The organism is Flavobacterium sp. PL02 (assembly GCF_035013205.1).
Classification (GTDB): Bacteria; Bacteroidota; Bacteroidia; order Flavobacteriales; family Flavobacteriaceae; genus Flavobacterium.
In genome coordinates this window covers 569,577-588,661 of record NZ_JAYGJP010000001.1, presented here as the reverse complement: position 1 = coordinate 588,661, position 19,085 = coordinate 569,577, and the positions used below count along the sequence as shown (strand labels likewise).

Annotated in this window: 15 protein-coding genes; 12 read left to right on the top strand and 3 right to left on the bottom strand. The window is 33.7% G+C overall.

Translation table 11 applies throughout. From position 1 onward, the window contains the following. The first annotated feature begins 73 nt into the window (after positions 1-73). The 3 genes from SHI72_RS02465 to SHI72_RS02455 all read left to right on the top strand — a co-directional run bounded on the left by SHI72_RS02465 (position 74) and on the right by SHI72_RS02455 (position 4,507). Positions 74-901 carry an NAD(P)H-binding protein gene (locus SHI72_RS02465; protein WP_323488936.1) on the top strand — a complete coding sequence of 276 codons (828 nt, stop codon included), beginning with the start codon at positions 74-76 and terminating at the stop codon, positions 899-901. A 346-nt stretch (positions 902-1,247) separates the two neighbouring features. Next, positions 1,248-2,129: a formate dehydrogenase accessory sulfurtransferase FdhD gene (gene fdhD, locus SHI72_RS02460; protein ID WP_039117686.1), complete on the top strand. Its 882-nt coding sequence runs from the start codon at positions 1,248-1,250 to the stop codon at positions 2,127-2,129. Positions 2,130-2,140: 11 nt separating this feature from the next. After that, positions 2,141-4,507: an FdhF/YdeP family oxidoreductase gene (locus tag SHI72_RS02455; RefSeq protein WP_323488935.1), complete on the top strand. Its 2,367-nt coding sequence runs from the start codon at positions 2,141-2,143 to the stop codon at positions 4,505-4,507. Between the two features lie 23 nt (positions 4,508-4,530). Here SHI72_RS02455 and SHI72_RS02450 read toward each other — a convergent pair whose 3' ends face one another. Further along, positions 4,531-5,469, bottom strand: coding sequence for a Dyp-type peroxidase (locus SHI72_RS02450; protein ID WP_323488934.1), 939 nt, complete (start codon positions 5,467-5,469; stop codon positions 4,531-4,533). Positions 5,470-5,822: 353 nt separating this feature from the next. Here SHI72_RS02450 and SHI72_RS02445 point away from each other — a divergent pair, with 353 nt between their 5' ends. The 4 genes from SHI72_RS02445 (at position 5,823) to SHI72_RS02430 (ending at position 10,052) form a co-directional block, all read left to right on the top strand. Then, entirely contained in the window at positions 5,823-7,685 is a 1,863-nt protein-coding gene (locus SHI72_RS02445) for an ABC-F family ATP-binding cassette domain-containing protein (RefSeq protein ID WP_039111235.1), read from the top strand. Positions 7,686-7,933: 248 nt separating this feature from the next. Further along, a complete protein-coding gene (locus SHI72_RS02440) occupies positions 7,934-8,938 on the top strand; it encodes a hypothetical protein (RefSeq protein ID WP_323488933.1) in 1,005 nt (334 codons plus the stop codon). A gap of 58 nt (positions 8,939-8,996) precedes the next feature. Beyond that, positions 8,997-9,467 carry an FKBP-type peptidyl-prolyl cis-trans isomerase gene (locus SHI72_RS02435; protein WP_323488932.1) on the top strand — a complete coding sequence of 157 codons (471 nt, stop codon included), beginning with the start codon at positions 8,997-8,999 and terminating at the stop codon, positions 9,465-9,467. 138 nt (positions 9,468-9,605) lie between these two features. Then, complete coding sequence (locus SHI72_RS02430) at positions 9,606-10,052, top strand: GNAT family N-acetyltransferase (protein ID WP_323488931.1); 447 nt, start codon at positions 9,606-9,608, stop codon at positions 10,050-10,052. A gap of 124 nt (positions 10,053-10,176) precedes the next feature. On the opposite strand, the gene SHI72_RS02425 is transcribed toward SHI72_RS02430, so the two are convergent. Beyond that, positions 10,177-11,727 (bottom strand): SDR family oxidoreductase, encoded by a 1,551-nt coding sequence (locus SHI72_RS02425; RefSeq protein ID WP_323489630.1) that lies wholly within the window; start codon positions 11,725-11,727, stop codon positions 10,177-10,179. 203 nt (positions 11,728-11,930) lie between these two features. On the opposite strand from SHI72_RS02425, the gene SHI72_RS02420 reads away from it, so the two are divergent. Then, positions 11,931-12,710, top strand: a complete 780-nt coding sequence (locus SHI72_RS02420; protein ID WP_323488930.1) for a class I SAM-dependent methyltransferase — start codon at positions 11,931-11,933, stop codon at positions 12,708-12,710. An 81-nt stretch (positions 12,711-12,791) separates the two neighbouring features. Here SHI72_RS02420 and SHI72_RS02415 read toward each other — a convergent pair whose 3' ends face one another. Beyond that, positions 12,792-13,442 carry a DUF6565 domain-containing protein gene (locus SHI72_RS02415; protein ID WP_039111574.1) on the bottom strand — a complete coding sequence of 217 codons (651 nt, stop codon included), beginning with the start codon at positions 13,440-13,442 and terminating at the stop codon, positions 12,792-12,794. Positions 13,443-13,767: 325 nt separating this feature from the next. On the opposite strand from SHI72_RS02415, the gene SHI72_RS02410 reads away from it, so the two are divergent. From SHI72_RS02410 to secA, 4 genes are all read left to right on the top strand, one after another. Next, positions 13,768-14,460 carry an ABC transporter ATP-binding protein gene (locus tag SHI72_RS02410; RefSeq protein WP_039111242.1) on the top strand — a complete coding sequence of 231 codons (693 nt, stop codon included), beginning with the start codon at positions 13,768-13,770 and terminating at the stop codon, positions 14,458-14,460. Positions 14,461-14,548: 88 nt separating this feature from the next. Beyond that, positions 14,549-15,118, top strand: a complete 570-nt coding sequence (locus SHI72_RS02405; protein ID WP_086894315.1) for a cob(I)yrinic acid a,c-diamide adenosyltransferase — start codon at positions 14,549-14,551, stop codon at positions 15,116-15,118. A gap of 304 nt (positions 15,119-15,422) precedes the next feature. Further along, complete coding sequence (locus SHI72_RS02400; RefSeq protein ID WP_007138072.1) at positions 15,423-15,644, top strand: DUF2795 domain-containing protein; 222 nt, start codon at positions 15,423-15,425, stop codon at positions 15,642-15,644. A gap of 91 nt (positions 15,645-15,735) precedes the next feature. Then, complete coding sequence (secA, locus tag SHI72_RS02395) at positions 15,736-19,077, top strand: preprotein translocase subunit SecA (RefSeq protein ID WP_323488928.1); 3,342 nt, start codon at positions 15,736-15,738, stop codon at positions 19,075-19,077. The last annotated feature ends 8 nt before the right edge of the window (positions 19,078-19,085 follow it).

Below are 19,085 nucleotides of genomic sequence, written 5' to 3'. Positions count from 1 at the left end.
GTTCTTTTAAGACAAATGACTTAACCATAATACAAACACCTTTGTGTCAGTATTCACTTAAAAAAATATTGACATGAACAAGAAGAAAATTTTAGTACTTGGTGCAAACGGAAAAACAGGTCGCAGAGTAGTCGAAAGATTAAAAAAAGTAACAAATGTAGAAGTTCGATTAGGTTCACGAAACGAAAAAATACCTTTCGATTGGGAAAATCCTGAATCATGGGCAGCAGTTATCAAAGATATAGATTCAGTTTATATTACTTTTCAACCAGATTTAGCCATTCCCTCAGCAGAAGATACAATTAGAAGATTCACCAACTTTGCAGTACAAAATGGCGTACAAAAAATGGTTTTATTATCTGGTAGAGGCGAAAAAGAAGCTCAAGTTTGTGAAGAAATTGTAAAAGCTACTGCCAAACATTGGACAATTGTAAGAGCAAGTTGGTTTAATCAAAACTTTAGTGAGAGTTTCTTTCTAGAACCTATTCTCTCAGGAGTTATAGCCTTACCAAGAGCCGAAACACTAGAGCCATTTACAGATGCAGATGACATTGCCGATGTTGTAGTCGAATCACTTTTGTATGATATTCACAACGGACAAACCTATGAACTTACAGGTCCACAACTACTAACATTTGGGCAGGCTGTCGCTGAAATTGCCAGAGCAACAAACAGAAACATTACTTTTCAAGCTTTGACTTTAGAACAATACGATCAAATGCTACAAGAATATCAATTACCCGAAGATTATATTTGGTTAGTAAATTATCTTTTTGAGCAAGTACTCGACGGAAGAAATTCACATATCACCAATGATATAGAAAGAGTCCTTGGCAGAAAACCAAAAGATTTTACTACATACGCACAGTTAACATCCAAAACTGGTGTTTGGAATACATAAGAATTTAATAAATACATCTATTTCCAGAAGAATAAACAGATGAAAACCCAATCTAAAAGATAATCTAAAGTGATACCGTCTGGACATAACTACAAGAAGTAAACACGAATTGACACGAATTAGTTTGTGGAATTAATTTCACAAACTAAATTATCCATTAAAATTTGTGCAAATTCGTGAAATTCGTGTTCAAAATTTATTTATAATATTTCCGTCCACACAATAGTCTAAAAGCTATCTTTTTTTTTATTTAATTCAAAAAAATCATGATCTAATTACAAAAAGAGCAGCGTCTTTTTCAATCATTATTTTTATTAAATTTACGTATCTTTTATAATCAACTTACATGGAAATGAATAATTTGGAATTAGTTTCCGTTAAGGAGATACTAATTAGAAAGGTCAATGGTTTTAAAAGTTCATCAGTATCAGACATTCTTTCTGTAGAAGAACCTTTGGAAATAAGAATCCTGTACGGACCCGAAAACCAAAAAACACAAAAAAACATTTCTGTGACAATGCGAACTCCTGGTAACGATCCGGAACTTGCTCTAGGTTTTCTATTCACCGAAGGAATTATTTCATCCTTCGAGGTTGTAAAAGACGTCAGCCATTTACAAACAGAATGCAAATTGCAAAAGAAAAACAATATTCAGGTAGAATTTAAAGAAGATTTTATTCCTAACCTAATGCAATCTGATCGAAATTTTTATACAACATCCAGTTGTGGAGTTTGCGGAAAAAGCTCTATTGAATCTATAAAAACAGTAAGTTCTTTTAGTGCTATAGACAAACCGAAACTAAATCTTTCTGTAGATGTATTATATCAATTACATCAAAAATTAAAAACAGCCCAAAGTGATTTTGCTGCAACTGGAGGTATTCATGCATCAGGTCTTTTTTCTATTGATGGAGACCTCATCTGTTTACAAGAAGATGTAGGAAGACATAATGCTTTAGATAAATTAATCGGTAGTGCATTAGTTGCAAACTTATTGCCATTAAACAACCATATTTTACTTCTTAGCGGAAGAGCCAGTTTTGAATTAATTCAAAAAGCTGCCATGGCAGGTATATCCATTGTTATTGCAATTGGCGCTCCATCAAGTCTTGCTGTAGAATTAGCCAAAGAATTTAATATTACGCTTCTGGGATTTCTTAAAGAAGATAGATTTAATATATACAATACTTGTGACAAGGTATCAATACAAGGTTCTCATAATAATTAAATGCAGAAGCCATGAAAGAAGATCAAAACAAAAAAAATAGCGACGATAATAAAAAAGTACCAGACGCTGAAAATCCGTATAGACTTTTAGATCTAAAACTAACAAAAGTAGAAGATTGGGCGGCAGGTGTTCCTGCTGTTATAGCAGCTTTTAGCGATCTTATCGAAGAAAAAACTATTGTAAGAGGAACAAAAGCGCTATTTAAGATGAATCAGGTTGGAGGTTTTGATTGCCCAAGCTGTGCATGGCCTGATCCTGACGATGAGCGATCTCCATTAGGCGAATACTGCGAAAATGGAGCTAAAGCATTGGCAGAGGAAGCCACTACCAAAAAAGTTACAGCCAACTTTTTTAAGGAAAATTCAATTTATGATCTTGCTAAATTAGACGACTATCAAATTGGTAAAATGGGACGACTAACAGATCCTATGTATCTACCTAAAAATGGCACACACTATCAGCCCATAAGTTGGGATAATGCCTTCCTAAAAATAGCCGAACATCTTAACGCATTAGAATCGCCAGATCAGGCAGCCTTTTATACCTCAGGAAGAACAAGTAATGAAACCTCTTTTCTTTACCAACTTTTTGCAAAAGAATACGGTACCAACAATATGCCAGATTGTTCGAATATGTGCCACGAAACATCAGGGTCTGCCTTAAGGCCAACAATAGGAATTGGGAAAGGCACCGTTACTTTAGATGATTTTTATGATACCGATGTCATTGTAATTATCGGTCAAAATCCAGGAACCAATGCACCAAGGATGATGAGTGCCTTATCAAAAGGTAAAAAGAATGGAGCAAAAATCATTGCCATCAATCCTTTGCCAGAAGCTGGATTAATGGGGTTTAGAAATCCGCAGGAAATTAGCGGAATTCTTGGTGGTGGCGTTAAACTAGCTGATCTTTTTTTGCCAGTAAAAATAAATGGAGATATGGCTTTGCTAAAAGCTATTGAAATTATATTAATTGAATTTGAAAAGAAAAACCCTGGGAAAGTTTTTGATTATGATTTCATCAAAGAAAAAACTACCGGATATAATGCGTTCCTTAAACAATTTGACGATTACAATCTAGATGATCTTGCTATCCTTTCTGGTGTTACTAAAGAAGTAATTTATGAAGCTGCTGAAATTTTAGCATTAAAAAAACGAATTATTGTTTGTTGGGGAATGGGACTCACCCAACAACCCAACGGTGTCGATATGATTAGAGAAATTCTCAACATCCTGTTACTCAAAGGAAGTATTGGTAAACCCGGTGCAGGTGTTTGTCCTGTACGTGGACATAGTAATGTTCAAGGGAACAGAACGATGATGATTGATGAAAAACCTACTGATGAACAACTGGATCGTTTACAGGCATTTTACGGTTTCAATCCTCCTCGTAAACACGGATATGATGTTGTTAGAGCCATTAAAGCAATGCATGAAGAAAAAGTAAAATTGCTGTTTTGTATGGGGGGTAATTTTTTATCGGCAACACCAGATACAACCTACACAGCCAATGCTATAAGAAAACTTAATTTAACGGTTTGTGTATCTACCAAACTTAATCGTACTCATCTTATTCATGGACAAGAAGCCATCATATTGCCTACCCTATCCCGAAGTGATATTGATATGGTTAATGGTGAAATTCAGTTTATTACTACAGAGAATTCTATGGGTGTTGTACAATCCTCAAAAGGGATGCTAAAACCAGTATCAGATAATCTTATTAACGAAACGCAGATTGTCTGCAAAATGGCAATGGCAACATTAGGAAACAAATCGGTTATTAACTGGCAGCAATATCATGATAGTTATGATGCTGTGAGAGATGACATCGAAAAATGCATTCCGGGTTTTGAAGATTATAATGTAAGAGTTCGAGAAAAAGGAGGTTTTTATTTGCCTAATGCTGCACGTAATGGACAATTTATTACTAAAGAATTTGGAGATCGCGCACCATTTACATTAACTGCTGTACCAAAGAATGTACTTGCTTCCGATGAATATATGATGGCAACAACCCGCACGCACGACCAGTTTAACACAACAATCTACGGTCTTGACGATCGTTATCGCGGTATAAAAAACGAACGTCGGGTAATATTCATGAATCAAATTGATATTGAACAAGCTGGACTAAAAGCGGGTGATAAAGTCGATTTGTTTAACTATGATGATAATATCGAGAGAATTGCCCCTTTATTTATCATTGTTTCTTATCAAATACCTCAAAAAAATACGGTTACCTATTTCCCTGAAACCAACGTTTTAGTTTCAGTAAACAATGTTGTAAAAGACAGTAATATGCCAGCATCAAAATATGTAAAAATTAAAATTAAAAAACATGACCCCAAAATTTACGAGAGAATAAATCAATTGTAATTGATGAGGTTTAATGATAAAATTTAAGATTCAGCAGAATAATCGTCTAATAAATCTAAGGTTGGCACAAAAAATAATGTTCCCGTTTCTGCTGTACTAAAATCCAGTATTCTATCATAATTTCCTGGCGGATTACCGATGAACATATTTTCCAGCATTTTTCTGGTAGTACCAAATTTACTAGCATAAGAAATAAAGTATGTCCCAACTTCTCCTTTAAAAGGATTTCCAAAAGGCATATTATCTCGTACAATTTTAAGTTCATTACCCTCTTCATCTGTAATAGCAGTAAGAGCGCTATGAGAGTTTGTAGGTTTTACATCGTCTGCCATTTCAATATCATTCATCTTCGATCTGCCGATTACTTTCTCCTGATCTTCTGTTGATAAATTTTCCCAATTTTTCATGTTGTGGAAATATTTCTGAACAAATAAATAACTCCCTCCTTTATAAGCAGAATCCTCATCGCCTACTACTGCAAAAAATTGTCTTTCATCTCCTATCGGATTTTCTGTACCATCTACAAAACCAATAATAGAACGACCATCCCAATACCTAAATCCATGAACTTCTTCCTGACACTCTGCCACAGATTCTAAAACATTTGTAATAGCCATAGCCATATCAAAACAAATAGCCACATTTTGGGCTCTTAAATGAAAATGGAGATCACCATCGGTAGCTTTTGCTGTATGCTTATCTCCTATGATAGGCTCAAAATTAACCAATTCCTTTGGCAAAGGTGTTGGCAAACCAAGCCTTATCCATGCATCATGCCCCACACCCATTACGCAACTACTTCGCCCATTTGGGATTCTTATTGTATAAGAATTATTCAAATTACTTACCAATGAACAAAGTTTCTCGAATGCAGGCTTAATATCTATCTGGTCTTTAAAACTCCAAACCATGAAAATAGTATTATTGTTTGGGTAATCAGTAACATTTTGCGATTGATCCATATTGATATTTATACGTTATATACTATTTAGCTTTTTTAAAACAAGTGATACAAATCAGTAATTCGACTGTATCAACAAGATATAAAGTTATGAAATTAATAAACAAAAAAGTTGACTCAACATATAATTAGATAGAAATAAAACACCAAAATCATCTAAAAACAGAAAAGATATTAAGTCAGGGAATTACTAAAATTTTAACAAAAAAGATAGTGCAAAAGCCCCTTTTTTTGTTTGCTTCAAAAAGCTATCTTTGCACCGTCGTTTTTGACTCCTATTTAAAATTAGAGACTCAATTAGAGACCTCATAATTTTAGCAAACATAAAAGCTTGACATAAAGCACTAGAACACCATGAATTACTTATCTGTAGAAAATATATCCAAGTCATTTGGCGAAAGAACCTTATTTGACAACATTTCTTTTGGAATCAATAAGGATCAAAAAATTGCTTTCATTGCCAAAAATGGCTCTGGAAAAACAACTATCATGAGTATTATCAATGGTTTAGAAGAACCAGATACAGGTCAGGTAGTTTTAAGAAAAGGAATCAGAATGGCTTTTCTTTCGCAAAACAATAATTTGCAAGAAGAGCTTACTATCGAAGAAAGCATATTTGCTTCGGATAATGAAACCCTAAAAGTTATTGAAGCTTACGAAAAAGCATTAGAAAATCCAGAGGATGAAGAAGCATATCAAAAAGCTTTTGACGGAATGGATCAACATAATGCTTGGGATTTCGAAACGCAATACAAACAAATTCTCTTTAAACTAAAACTAGAGAACTTTAAACTTAAAGTAAAAAGTCTTTCTGGAGGTCAGAAAAAACGTTTATCATTAGCCATTATTCTTATCAATCGTCCTGATTTATTAATTCTGGATGAGCCTACCAATCACTTAGATCTAGAAATGATCGAATGGTTAGAGAGTTATTTTGCCAAAGAAAACATTACCTTATTTATGGTAACGCACGACCGTTTCTTCCTAGAGCGTGTTTGTAATGAAATCATAGAACTAGACAACGGAAAATTATACCAATACAAAGGAAATTATTCTTATTACTTAGAGAAAAAAGAAGAGCGAATTGCTTCTGAAAACTCAAGTGTAGATAAAGCCCAAAACTTATTTGTAAAAGAATTAGAATGGATGCGTCGCCAGCCAAAAGCGAGAACGACAAAATCTAAATCTCGTCAGGATGACTTTTATGTAATTAAAGAAAAAGCACAAAGCCGTCGTCGCGAAAATAAAGTCGAGCTTGAAATTAATATGGAACGTATGGGAAGCAAGATCATCGAGCTTCACAAAATTTCTAAAAAATTCAAGGATCACGTTATTTTAGATAATTTCAGTTTCGATTTCCAACGTGGAGAACGTATCGGAATTATTGGTAAAAACGGAACTGGAAAATCGACTTTCCTTAATTTATTGACAGGAACACTTCCGTTAGATTCTGGAAAAGTTGTTGTTGGAGAAACAATTAAGATTGGATATTATACGCAAAGCGGAATCAACCCAAAACCAGGACAACGTGTTATCGATGTTATTAAGGAATACGGAGAATACATTCCATTGATGAAAGGTAAGATTATTTCGGCATCACAATTATTAGAGCGTTTCCTTTTTGATGCAAAAAAACAATATGATTTTGTAGACAGATTAAGTGGTGGAGAATTAAAACGTTTGTATTTATGTACTGTTTTAATTCAGAATCCTAACTTCCTTATTCTGGATGAGCCTACAAACGATTTGGATATCGTAACATTAAACGTTCTTGAGAGTTTCCTTTTGGATTATCCTGGATGTTTATTAGTAGTTTCTCACGATAGATACTTTATGGATAAAATTGTAGATCACTTATTCATTTTTAGAGGACAAGGTGTTGTTGAGGATTTCCCAGGAAACTACTCGGATTTTAGAGCGTATGAAGATAGTGCCGATGTAGCTCAAAAAGAAGAAAACAAAGCCGATAAGAAAGATTGGAAACAAAACAATCCTACTGGAAACCTAACTTTTAATGAGCAAAAGGAATATCAAAAACTAGAAAGAGAAATTAAAGACTTAGAGATAGATAAAACTAAAATTGAACAATTGTTCTCTGACGGAAAAGTAGCTGACGCTGATATTGAGAAAAAAGCTAATGAGTTGCAAAACATCATTAATAAAATAGACCAAAAAGAAGAACGCTGGTTTGAGCTTTCTGCTAAGATTGAAGGGTAATTCCCTTAGCCCCAAAGGGGAATAAAGCAAGATTTTATATTATACAACCTCAATATTTTTTAGTAAAAAACACTAAAAATATTGAGGTTCTTTTTTTTGGCTCAAAGCCAATAGAAATTAACAAGAAATAATGCTAAAAAACAAAAGTCGTTTTTAATTATTTACAATAGTAAATTCCTATTTTAGCAAAAGTAAAAACAAAATACTAATGCCTTAAACAAGGATTAACAACACTTTATAATATAAAAATGGAATCAAAAAATAAGATTTTAAAATTAACCATAATTATAGGTTTTGCGTTAGCAGTGATTGTTCTTTTATTTTTTTTAATCAAAAGTGATTCGTCTAAAAAAACTATCTCAAATACAACACAACCAAATACTCCGAAGGAAATAAGTACAACTCCTGAAGAAATACCAGAAACAGAATTAAATATCTTTTTACAAGACTTCATAAAAGCATTTAATAGCAATAAAGAAAAAGAGATAAATAAGTTCATTGATAAAAAAGATGGTCTAGTCGAATTTCTTTATGACGGACCATATCCTATAATAATTTTTACCACTAAAATGGATTACATAGAATGGTTTGAATCTAAAATCCATACAAACATTTCTTCTGAAAAATTCCCAACATATTTAGGAGATACCCAATTTGAAAAAACAGGCTTTTTTTATGAAAAATATGTAAACAAGTTCAAGCTTTCCGATTTTGACAATGGTTATGTAAACCTTTCGGATAGCGTTTTTAAGTCTCATCATGCTTTGGAAGATAAATGTAATTACAGAGCATTAGCTATGGATGTAGAGGGAAAACGAATTTATAATTTTTATTTTGCAATTACAAAAGAGAAGAAAAAGCTAGTAGGATTGTCTTATGATTACACAGATGACGTTGCCTATAGTGACCCTAAAACAGCTTTCATCCCTTTTGATTCCAAAAAAGATATCGAAAACTACATTACAGAACATCAGAAATTCTGTGATTCCCAAAATGAGTCCTATTTGGATTTTAGTAAAAAAGAATTTACCTACTGGGACTTTAAAGATAAACCTTTCGTATTTAAAAATTATGAAATTGGAGACATAGAAATACAATCTAAAAAATTAAAAACACGAAAAATCATATTCCATAATGCAGTTGCAAATGAAGAATATGATAATGATTTTACGATGACATTGTCTAACAAAGGTACATTCATAGTTCTGCCTATGGGAGCTAGACCATATTATGAATACATTATTTGTAAATAAGTCAAAAAAATAAAACATCTAAATTTTGTTATCTTTACACCTTAAAAAAACACTATCCATGAAACACCTTATACCTGCATTATTAGCCTTAACACTTTTTATCTCTTGTGCTAAAAACAAAAAAACAGAAAATACTGATGTTGTTGTTGACAATGTTGCCAAAAATGAGCAACAAATCAAAGATTATGTAGTTAAAAATAAATTGGATGCACATAGAACTGAATCTGGTTTGTATTATGTAATTAACGAACCTGGAACTGGAGCACAGCCAACCCCAACCTCTAATGTAACTGTAGCATATAAAGGCTCATTTATCGATGGAAAAGTATTTGACGAAAGTAGCGCTGGAATTTCTTTTGGCTTAGATCAAGTTATTAAAGGATGGACAGAAGGTATTCCTTATTTTAAAACTGGAGGCAGCGGTACACTTATCGTTCCTGCTCATTTAGGATACGGAGACAATGATTATAGTTCTATCCCAGGTGGTTCTGTACTTATTTTTGACATTAAATTAATTTCAATAAACTAAGTTACTGCTTCACTGTTTATTTATTAAACTCTGAAAAAAATTACTAAAAGCCTAGCTTTAATTAAATAACAAAACCACAATAAAAATCCAATTCTGTTGTGGTTTTATTTTATAAAACAACTATTCTAAAAACATAAAATGAAGACTGAAATACAACCTTACAATGATAAATTTAAAGAACAGATGATTCTTGTTTGGGAAAATTCCGTTCGCGCCACACATGATTTCCTAGTTCCATCTGATATTGATTATTATAAAAAAATAGTATCATCTATCGATTTTAACTCTTTCCCCGTATTTTGTCTGACAGAAGCTGATACAGTTCTTGGCTTTATTGGTATTGCAGAGAATAAAATCGAGATGTTATTTTTAGCTCCAGAACATATAGGAAAAGGGCTTGGCAAGACATTGATCAATTTTGCCATCAATGAACTTGGCGTTAACAAAGTTGATGTTAACGAGCAAAATCATAATGCGATTAATTTTTATTCTAAATTTGGCTTTCTACCATACGACAGAACCGATAAAGATGATGAAGGAAAAGAGTATCCTATTTTAAAAATGAAACTGGAAATCAAAAAATAACAAATTGTAATTTAGAGAGCATCATCTATTCAAGTAAAAAAGCCACAACAAAATTTAATTCTGTTGTGGCTTTTTTCATTATGAAGTAAAAAACTGAGACTGTGGCCGAGACTGAAAACTAATTCTACCAAGGAATCGGATTATAGTCTTTTAAGAATTTTCCGCACCAGTGTTTTCCTGTATTGATTCCGTCAAATAAAGGATCCATTACACGTGCGGCACCATCAACAATATCGAGCGGTGGCTGAAAATCTTCTAGTTCTTGTTTCTTTTTTGCTAATTCAGCAGGATCTTCGTCGGTTACCCAACCTGTATCTACAGCGTTCATAAAAATACCATGTTTTGCCAATGTTCCCGATGAGGTATGCGTTAACATATTCAAAGCGGCTTTTGCCATATTGGTATGCGGGTGACGGTCTTCTTTAAAAAAGCGATGAAACTTCCCTTCCATAGCCGAAACATTTATAATGTGTTTTTTACCCGTATTATCTTTCTTCATTACTTCCGAAAGGCGATTGCATAAAACAAAAGGCGCAACAGAATTCACCAATTGAACCTCGATCATCTCGGTCGTTTCTATTTGTCCTAATCTTAATCGCCAGCTATTTGTTTTTCGTAAATCTACTTGTTGTAAATCAGCATCGAGTTCCCCTTCAGGAAAAACTTCATTTGCTACAAGCGCATTATCAAAAGAATAAGGAATCTGAGATAATTTAGCCGAAGCACGCAAACCAATACCTGGCTCAGGTCCGTGCCATGTTACTGGCATATTTTGGTTAGAAGAAGCTCCCGAAGTCAATACCTTTAATTCATCCAAACAATTGGTATGATCTAGCAATAATTCTTGTGCTTGTTTAGGTAAAGAACTTATTGCACGCTCTTCGTTTTCCATTAAATGCGTATAGAATCCAGCTGGACGTCTCACTGTTTGCGCAGCATTATTGATAAGAATATCCAATCGTTCGTACTTTTGCTCAATAAAATTACAGAAAATCTCCACACTAGGAATATGTCGTAAATCTAATCCGTGAATTTTTAAGCGATGTCCCCATTCCATGAAATCTTCTTCTTTAGAAAATCGCAAGGCAGAATCTACAGGGAAACGGGTTGTCGCAATAACAGTTGCTCCACCACGCAAAAGCATCAAAGTAATATGATAGCCAATTTTTAAACGAGAACCCGTTATAACAGCTACTTGCCCTTTTACATCTGCAGTCTGAAAACGTTTGGCATAATTAAAATCGCCACAATCGGTACACATAGTATCGTAAAAGTGGTGCATCTTTGTAAACCCCGTTTTACATACATAACAATTTCTAGGTGTTTCTAGTTCCAATTGTTCCTTATGAGCAAGATCATTATAAGCCAATAATTTTGGCGCAACAAATATACTCGCTTCACGAGCATGACGAATTCCGGTTTCTTTACGAGCCGTTTTATCTTTCTTTTCCTTTTTACGCTTTGCAGCTTCCTTCCCGTCTTTAATTCGTCGGGAGAACTCACCTCTGTCTGGTCTGGAAAACATACCTGCTTCTTTAAGCAATGCAATTCTTTGCTCTTTAGGAATATCAAATATTTGATTTGTATCAGTATTTAATTGTGCCAAAACAGCAATGCATCGGTCTATTTCTTCCGAAGTTATTGTATTCTTAATTTCTATTTCTTCCTTCGTCATCATAAAAAATGCGTATTACTATTAGCTCAATTTTAAAAGTGCGCAAATATAGGCTTTTTATAGTCTGAAAGTCGAAAGTTTGAAAGTCATAAAGTCTCCACTTTTGATTTCCAACTTCTCCCCTTTCACTTCTAACTTTATGACCTTTGACTTTTAGACTTTCGACTTTTTTGTATCTTCGCACCTACTTTGCAAAACCCTTTATGTTATTTCAAATAAAATCATACCTTAAATTCCTTTGGAATTCCAAAAATGAACATGCTGTGCATTCGCCTTTTGTGTTTAATTTATTGACTAAATGTTTTTATGACAGAAAAACAAAACCCGAATACGCCACTCTTAGAGCTTACCGAAAATCCTTTTTACAAAATAAAAATACGATTGAAGTGACAGACTTTGGCGCTGGTTCCAGAGTTTTTAAAAGTAATACCAGACAAATATCTAAGATTGCCAAAACAGCTGGTATTTCGCCTAAAAGAGCCGAATTACTATTCCGGATTACAGCTTACTTTAAACCTGACACTATTCTGGAAATAGGAACTTCTTTAGGATTAGCAACCTCTGCCCTAGCCTTAGGCGCTCCAAAAGCAAAAGTTACAACCCTTGAAGGTTGCTTTGCAACAGCATTGGCAGCCAGAAACGGATTGCAACAATTTAATTGTAATAATGTAGAATCGATTGTAACCGAATTTGAAAGTTATCTGAACAATTATCAATTATCAACTACTAATTATCAATTAGTTTATTTTGATGGCAATCATTCTAAAAAAGCAACTTTAGATTATTTTGATTTTTTACTTCCAACAATTACTAATGATACCGTTTGGATTTTTGATGACATTCATTGGTCACCAGAAATGGAAGAAGCCTGGGGAATCATAAAAAATCATCCAAGAGTAAAAGTTACCATCGATACGTTTCAATGGGGATTCGTGTTTTTTAGACGCGAACAAGAAAAAGAACATTTTATTATCAGGGCATAAAAAAATGGCAATCATTCCTGACTGCCATTTCATTCAAAATTCAAAATTCAACCTAATTCTAATATAAAATACTCAATTAACTTACTTTTTCGCTTCAGCGGTTTCTTCAGATTTTGCCCCCATTCTATTTAATGTATACATTGGTGCAAACTTCAATTTCAACCCAGCAATTTTTCTATTATCTTCCGCCGTAAGCCCTTCTTTTTCAACAGTATTTTTACGACTATCTAGTGCTTCGTACATCATTTTAACTTCATCCCAGTCTTCTCGGGAATAACTGTCTTTATTCTTTTGGGCAGTATCTACAAATTGTTGATAAACACTAAGAATGTTTTTGGCATTTACCCAATCAAAATTCATGTCATTTCCAATTTTTCCTTCTCCAAATAAAGCATCGCGCATTTTTTGTTTTGGATTTGGGGCAGTAAGGGCAGTAAGTTCTGCTTTAAAAGCCTCATATTTAGCTTTACTAGCTTCAATTCTTTCCTGAGCTTTTGCATTTTCTTTGATGTCAGCCAAAGCCAATTCTGCTTTCTCAGATTCTATTTTATACTTGTCTTCAATTGTGTTCCAATTGGTTTTAGCATTTTCTACAGTTACATTTTTTATTGAATCTACATACGCTACATAGGTATCAATAGTTTTTTCTGCTTGTGCTGCTTTTTCATCTTTACATGAAACAAATCCCATCGCAACAAATGCTATTCCGAATAATAATTGTGTATTTTTCATAATCTCAATTGTTAATGTTATCTGCCAAATGTAACACATTTTTTAAATAAAATTAAATATTTATCAAAATATTATGAATTTTATTAAATTAAAACTATAAAAACTAAACAAATATGATAATTATGTAAATTTAAAAAGTAATTATATAAAACACTTTATCAGCTTTGTAGTTTATACCCAAAAAAAACAATCCTCCTACCTTGCAAACAATAAACAAGTGTAACAAAAATGTATTTTAAACTACTTATGATTAATTCAAAAGCGTTTTGTACTTTTAAAATCTAAAATTTATCCCGAAACTTCGGGACAACAATCATAAACTCCAATGGCAAATCCATTAATTAAAATCACTAATATTAAACGAAATTTTGTACTTGGAAACGAAATTGTTTATGTCTTAAAAGGAATTGATTTAGAAATAAATAAAGGGGAATATGTTGCTTTAATGGGACCGTCGGGTTCAGGAAAATCAACATTAATGAACTTATTGGGATGTTTAGACACTCCAACTTCTGGAACTTATATCCTTAACGGAAAAGATGTAAGCCAGATGAAAGATGATGAATTGGCAGAAATTAGAAATAAAGAAATTGGATTTGTTTTCCAAACTTTCAACCTTTTACCAAGAACTACTGCACTAGACAATGTGGCACTACCTATGATTTATGCTGGCTACTCAAAATCCGAACGAGTTGTTCGTGCTACCCAAGTATTAAAACAAGTAAATCTTGCCGATAGAATGGACCATCAGCCGAATCAGCTTTCGGGAGGACAACGACAACGTGTAGCAATTGCAAGAGCATTGGTTAACAAACCATCTATCATTCTTGCCGATGAACCAACCGGAAATTTAGATAGTAAAACCTCTGTAGAAATCATGAAACTTTTTGATGATATTCATGCACAAGGAAATACTGTAATTCTGGTTACTCACGAAGAGGATATTGCTGCCTACGCACACCGCATCATTCGTTTGCGCGATGGTGTTGTTGAAAGCGACGCTACTATTAAAAAATAGTTTAACTGTTTATTTGGTTAATTGTTTAATCGAATAAAAAGTAAAAACTTAGTATCTCAGAATCTTAGAAACTCAGCACCTAAAAATAATGAAAGTATATACAAAAACAGGAGACAAAGGAACTACCGCACTTTTTGGCGGAACCCGCGTTCCTAAAGACCATATCCGTATTGACAGTTACGGAACCGTTGATGAACTTAACTCTTATATAGGTCTCATACGTGATCAGGAAATGAATGTGCATTATAAGAACATTTTAATCGAAATTCAAGACCGCTTATTTACCGTTGGAGCAATTCTAGCCACTCCGGTAGAAAAAGAAGTACTAAAAAACGGAGAATTACGCCTTAAAAATCTTGGCATTGTACCTTCGGATATCGAATTACTTGAAAATGAAATCGATACCATGGAAGAATCGCTCCCGCAAATGACCCACTTTGTTTTACCAGGCGGACATCAAACCGTGTCATATTGTCACATCGCGCGTTGCGTTTGTCGTCGTGCCGAACGATTGGCAGTACATTTAAGTCATAATGAGACTGTTCCGGAAATAGCAATACAGTACTTAAACCGACTTTCTGACTACCTTTTTGTCTTGGCACGAAAGTTGTCTTCTGACTTAAAAGCGGATGAAGTGAAATGGATTCCGAGAAAGTAAACTTTCTTAAATTCCAATTTTTTAAAATCCCAAATTCCAAAGAAATAATTTAAAAATTATGCGAATTTAAATCATATACAAGGTTCCAAAATATTGGAAATTTTAGATTCCTTTTGGAATTTTTAATTTAATTTTTGGGGTTTAAAAATTCAAAATATTGCGATTTTACCTTCCCTTTTTGGGATTTGGAATTTAAATATTGGATTATAACAAGAGACGTTCTTAAATTTTACTAAAATAAATCGTTTTTTACTTGTCTTTCTCAGTAAAAAAATTATTTTTGCACAAACTAAATTGACAAAACATGTATTGGACATTAGAATTAGCATCATATTTAAGTGATGCACCGTGGCCTGCTAACAAAGACGAACTTATAGACTACGCTATTAGAGCAGGAGCTCCATTAGAAGTAGTAGAAAACCTGCAGTCAATTGAAGACGAGGGTGAGATATATGAATCAATGGAAGAAATATGGCCGGATTATCCAACAGACGAAGATTATCTTTGGAACGAGGATGAATATTAAAAAGTAACCCCAAAGAAAAAGTCTCAAAAAAGAGGCTTTTTTTTTGTTTAAATTTACACATTTAGATAAATTATAGAAATACCAACAGATCATGAGTTTCATTAACAGTATTATTAAAGTCTTTGTAGGTGATAAATCACAAAAAGATGTCAAAGCTTTACAACCTTATTTAAACAAAATTAAAACTTTCGAAACTAGCCTTATCGCTTTGTCTCATGACGAGCTAAGAGCCAGGACCGTATTTTTTAAGCAAAAGATAAAGGACGCAAGAGCCGAAAAAGATGCTAAAATCGCTTCTCTTAAAACAGAAGTAGAAAGCATTGAAGATATCGACAAGAGAGAAGACATTTACGAAGCTATAGATACTTTAGAAAAAGAAGCTTACGAAATCTCAGAGAAAACATTATTGGAAATTCTTCCAGAAGCGTTTTCTGTAGTAAAAGAAACAGCACGTCGTTTTAAAGACAATTCTTTTATCGAGGTTACTGCAACTCCAAAAGACCGCGAATTTTCAGGTTCAAAAACTTATGTTACTATTGAAGGTGATAAAGCTACTTGGGCTAACAAATGGAATGCTGCTGGTAAAGAAATTACATGGGACATGATTCATTATGATGTTCAGTTAATTGGTGGTATGGTATTGCACGAAGGTAAAGTTGCCGAAATGCAAACAGGTGAAGGTAAAACATTAGTTGCTACACTTCCTCTTTACTTAAATGCTTTGACAGGAAACGGAGTTCACTTAGTAACTGTGAATGATTACCTTGCAAAACGTGATAGTACATGGAAAGCGCCTTTATTCGAATTTCACGGTTTAACTGTTGATTGTATCGATAACCACCAACCAAGTACAGAACAAAGAAAGAAAGCGTATGATGCAGACATTACTTACGGAACAAATAACGAATTCGGATTTGACTACCTAAGAGATAATATGGCGCATTCGCCAAATGACTTGGTACAAAGAAAACACAATTATGCAATTGTCGATGAGGTCGATTCTGTATTAATTGATGATGCAAGAACACCACTTATCATTTCTGGTCCAGTTCCTCAAGGAGACCGTCATGAATTTAATGAATTGAAGCCAAAAATTGAAAACTTAGTAAGTTTACAACGTCAATTGGCAAATGGATTCTTAGCTGAAGCTAAAAAATTAATAAAAGAAGGAAACACTAAAGATGGTGGTTTCTTATTATTAAGAGCTTACAGAAGTTTACCTAGAAATAAAGCTTTAATTAAATTTTTGAGTGAAGAAGGAATTAAACAATTACTTCAGAAAACCGAAAATCAATACATGCAGGACAACAACCGTGAAATGCATAAAGTTGATGAGGCTTTATACTTCGTAATTGAAGAAAAAAACAATCAAGTTGAATTAACTGACAACGGAATCAAATTCCTTTCAGGAGATACAGATGCAGACTTTTTCGTATTACCAGACATCGGAACTGAAATCGCTGCGATTGAAAAACAAAAATTAGACAAAAACGCTGAAGCTGAAGCCAAAGAAAGATTATTTCAGGATTTTGGTGTAAAAAGCGAGCGTATCCACACTTTAACTCAACTGTTAAAAGCGTATGCACTTTTTGAAAAAGATGTAGAATACGTTATCATGGACAACAAAATTATGATTGTTGATGAGCAAACAGGTCGTATCATGGATGGTCGTCGTTATTCTGACGGATTACACCAGGCGATTGAGGCTAAAGAAAATGTAAAAATCGAAGCTGCAACTCAAACTTTTGCAACTGTTACTTTACAGAACTACTTTAGAATGTACAGCAAATTAGGCGGTATGACGGGTACTGCAGTAACAGAAGCTGGTGAGTTATGGCAAATATATAAATTAGATGTAGTTGAGATTCCTACGAATCGTCCAATGTCAAGAATAGACAAAGAAGATTACATTTACAAAACTACACGTGAAAAATTCAATGCTGTAATCGAAGATGTAACTGAACTATCTAAAGCTGGAAGACCAGTTTTAATTGGAACAACATCTGTAGAAATCTCTGAGTTATTAAGCCGTATGCTTAAAATGAGAGGTGTTACACACAATGTATTGAATGCCAAAATGCACAAGCAAGAGGCACAAATTGTAGAAGAAGCAGGAAAACCTGGAGTAGTAACCATTGCAACCAATATGGCTGGTCGTGGTACCGATATTAAATTATCTCCAGAAGTTAAAGCTGCCGGAGGTTTAGCAATTGTTGGTACAGAACGTCATGACTCTCGTCGTGTAGACAGACAGTTACGTGGTCGTGCTGGTCGTCAGGGTGACCCAGGAAGTTCTCAATTCTATGTTTCTCTAGAAGATAACTTAATGCGTTTATTTGGTTCTGAAAGAGTTGCTAAAGTAATGGATAGAATGGGATTACAAGAAGGTGAAGTTATTCAGCATTCTATGATGACTAAATCTATCGAACGTGCTCAGAAAAAAGTAGAAGAAAATAACTTTGGTGTTCGTAAGCGTTTATTAGAATATGATGACGTTATGAACTCACAACGTGAAGTAGTTTACAAACGTCGTCGTCACGCCTTGTTTGGAGAGCGTTTAAAACTAGATATCGCAAACATGCTTTACGATACTTGCGAATTAATCGTAAGCAACAATAAAGTAACAAATGATTTCAAAACTTTTGAGTTTGATTTGATTCGTTATTTCGGAATCACTTCTCCAATTTCTGATGCAGATTTCAACAAATTGTCAGATATTGAAATCACAGGAAAAGTATACAAAGAAGCTTTATCATTCTATACAGAGAAAACAGAACGTAGTGCTAGAGAAGCTTTCCCTATCATTAAAGGAGTTTACGAAGAGAAAAACAATCAATTTGAACGTATCGTAGTTCCGTTTACAGATGGTATCAAAACATTAAATGTTGTTACTGATCTTAAAAAAGCATACGAAACTGAAGGTGCTCAACTAATTGCTGATTTCGAGAAAAACATCACTTTATCTATCGTTGACGAAGCTTGGAAAAAACACTTACGTAAAATGGACGAATTGAAACAATCTGTTCAATTAGCCGTTCACGAGCAAAAAGATCCATTGCTTATCTATAAATTAGAAGCTTTTAATTTATTCCGTGCAATGCTGGATAACGTAAACAGAGAAGTAATTTCATTCTTATTTAAAGGTGATTTACCAGCTCAAAACGTTCCGGAAATTCATGAAGCAAGAGAAGTTCGTCAGAAAGAAAATTATAAATTAAGTAAAGACGAAATCGAAAATAGTGAAGATATCAACCGCGAAGCTGGAGAAACTCAGCAACGTCAAGTTACAGAAACTATTACTAGAGATATGCCTAAAATAAATCGTAATGATAATGTTACTGTACAACAAGTTGCTACTGGAACAGTTGAAACGATGAAATTTAAAAAAGCAGAAAGCTTAATCGCTTCAGGCGAATGGGTTATCGTTAAATAATCTACAGT

What these genes read in the sequence shown, in the direction of transcription:
- SHI72_RS02465 (WP_323488936.1), top strand. Translation starts at nt 74, where the DNA reads ATGAACAAGAAGAAAATTTTAGTACTTGGTGCAAACGGAAAAACAGGT.
- fdhD (WP_039117686.1), top strand. Translation starts at nt 1,248, where the DNA reads ATGGAAATGAATAATTTGGAATTAGTTTCCGTTAAGGAGATACTAATT.
- SHI72_RS02455 (WP_323488935.1), top strand. Translation starts at nt 2,141, where the DNA reads ATGAAAGAAGATCAAAACAAAAAAAATAGCGACGATAATAAAAAAGTA.
- SHI72_RS02450 (WP_323488934.1), bottom strand. Translation starts at nt 5,469, where the DNA reads ATGGATCAATCGCAAAATGTTACTGATTACCCAAACAATAATACTATT.
- SHI72_RS02445 (WP_039111235.1), top strand. Translation starts at nt 5,823, where the DNA reads ATGAATTACTTATCTGTAGAAAATATATCCAAGTCATTTGGCGAAAGA.
- SHI72_RS02440 (WP_323488933.1), top strand. Translation starts at nt 7,934, where the DNA reads ATGGAATCAAAAAATAAGATTTTAAAATTAACCATAATTATAGGTTTT.
- SHI72_RS02435 (WP_323488932.1), top strand. Translation starts at nt 8,997, where the DNA reads ATGAAACACCTTATACCTGCATTATTAGCCTTAACACTTTTTATCTCT.
- SHI72_RS02430 (WP_323488931.1), top strand. Translation starts at nt 9,606, where the DNA reads ATGAAGACTGAAATACAACCTTACAATGATAAATTTAAAGAACAGATG.
- SHI72_RS02425 (WP_323489630.1), bottom strand. Translation starts at nt 11,727, where the DNA reads ATGACGAAGGAAGAAATAGAAATTAAGAATACAATAACTTCGGAAGAA.
- SHI72_RS02420 (WP_323488930.1), top strand. Translation starts at nt 11,931, where the DNA reads ATGTTATTTCAAATAAAATCATACCTTAAATTCCTTTGGAATTCCAAA.
- SHI72_RS02415 (WP_039111574.1), bottom strand. Translation starts at nt 13,442, where the DNA reads ATGAAAAATACACAATTATTATTCGGAATAGCATTTGTTGCGATGGGA.
- SHI72_RS02410 (WP_039111242.1), top strand. Translation starts at nt 13,768, where the DNA reads ATGGCAAATCCATTAATTAAAATCACTAATATTAAACGAAATTTTGTA.
- SHI72_RS02405 (WP_086894315.1), top strand. Translation starts at nt 14,549, where the DNA reads ATGAAAGTATATACAAAAACAGGAGACAAAGGAACTACCGCACTTTTT.
- SHI72_RS02400 (WP_007138072.1), top strand. Translation starts at nt 15,423, where the DNA reads ATGTATTGGACATTAGAATTAGCATCATATTTAAGTGATGCACCGTGG.
- secA (WP_323488928.1), top strand. Translation starts at nt 15,736, where the DNA reads ATGAGTTTCATTAACAGTATTATTAAAGTCTTTGTAGGTGATAAATCA.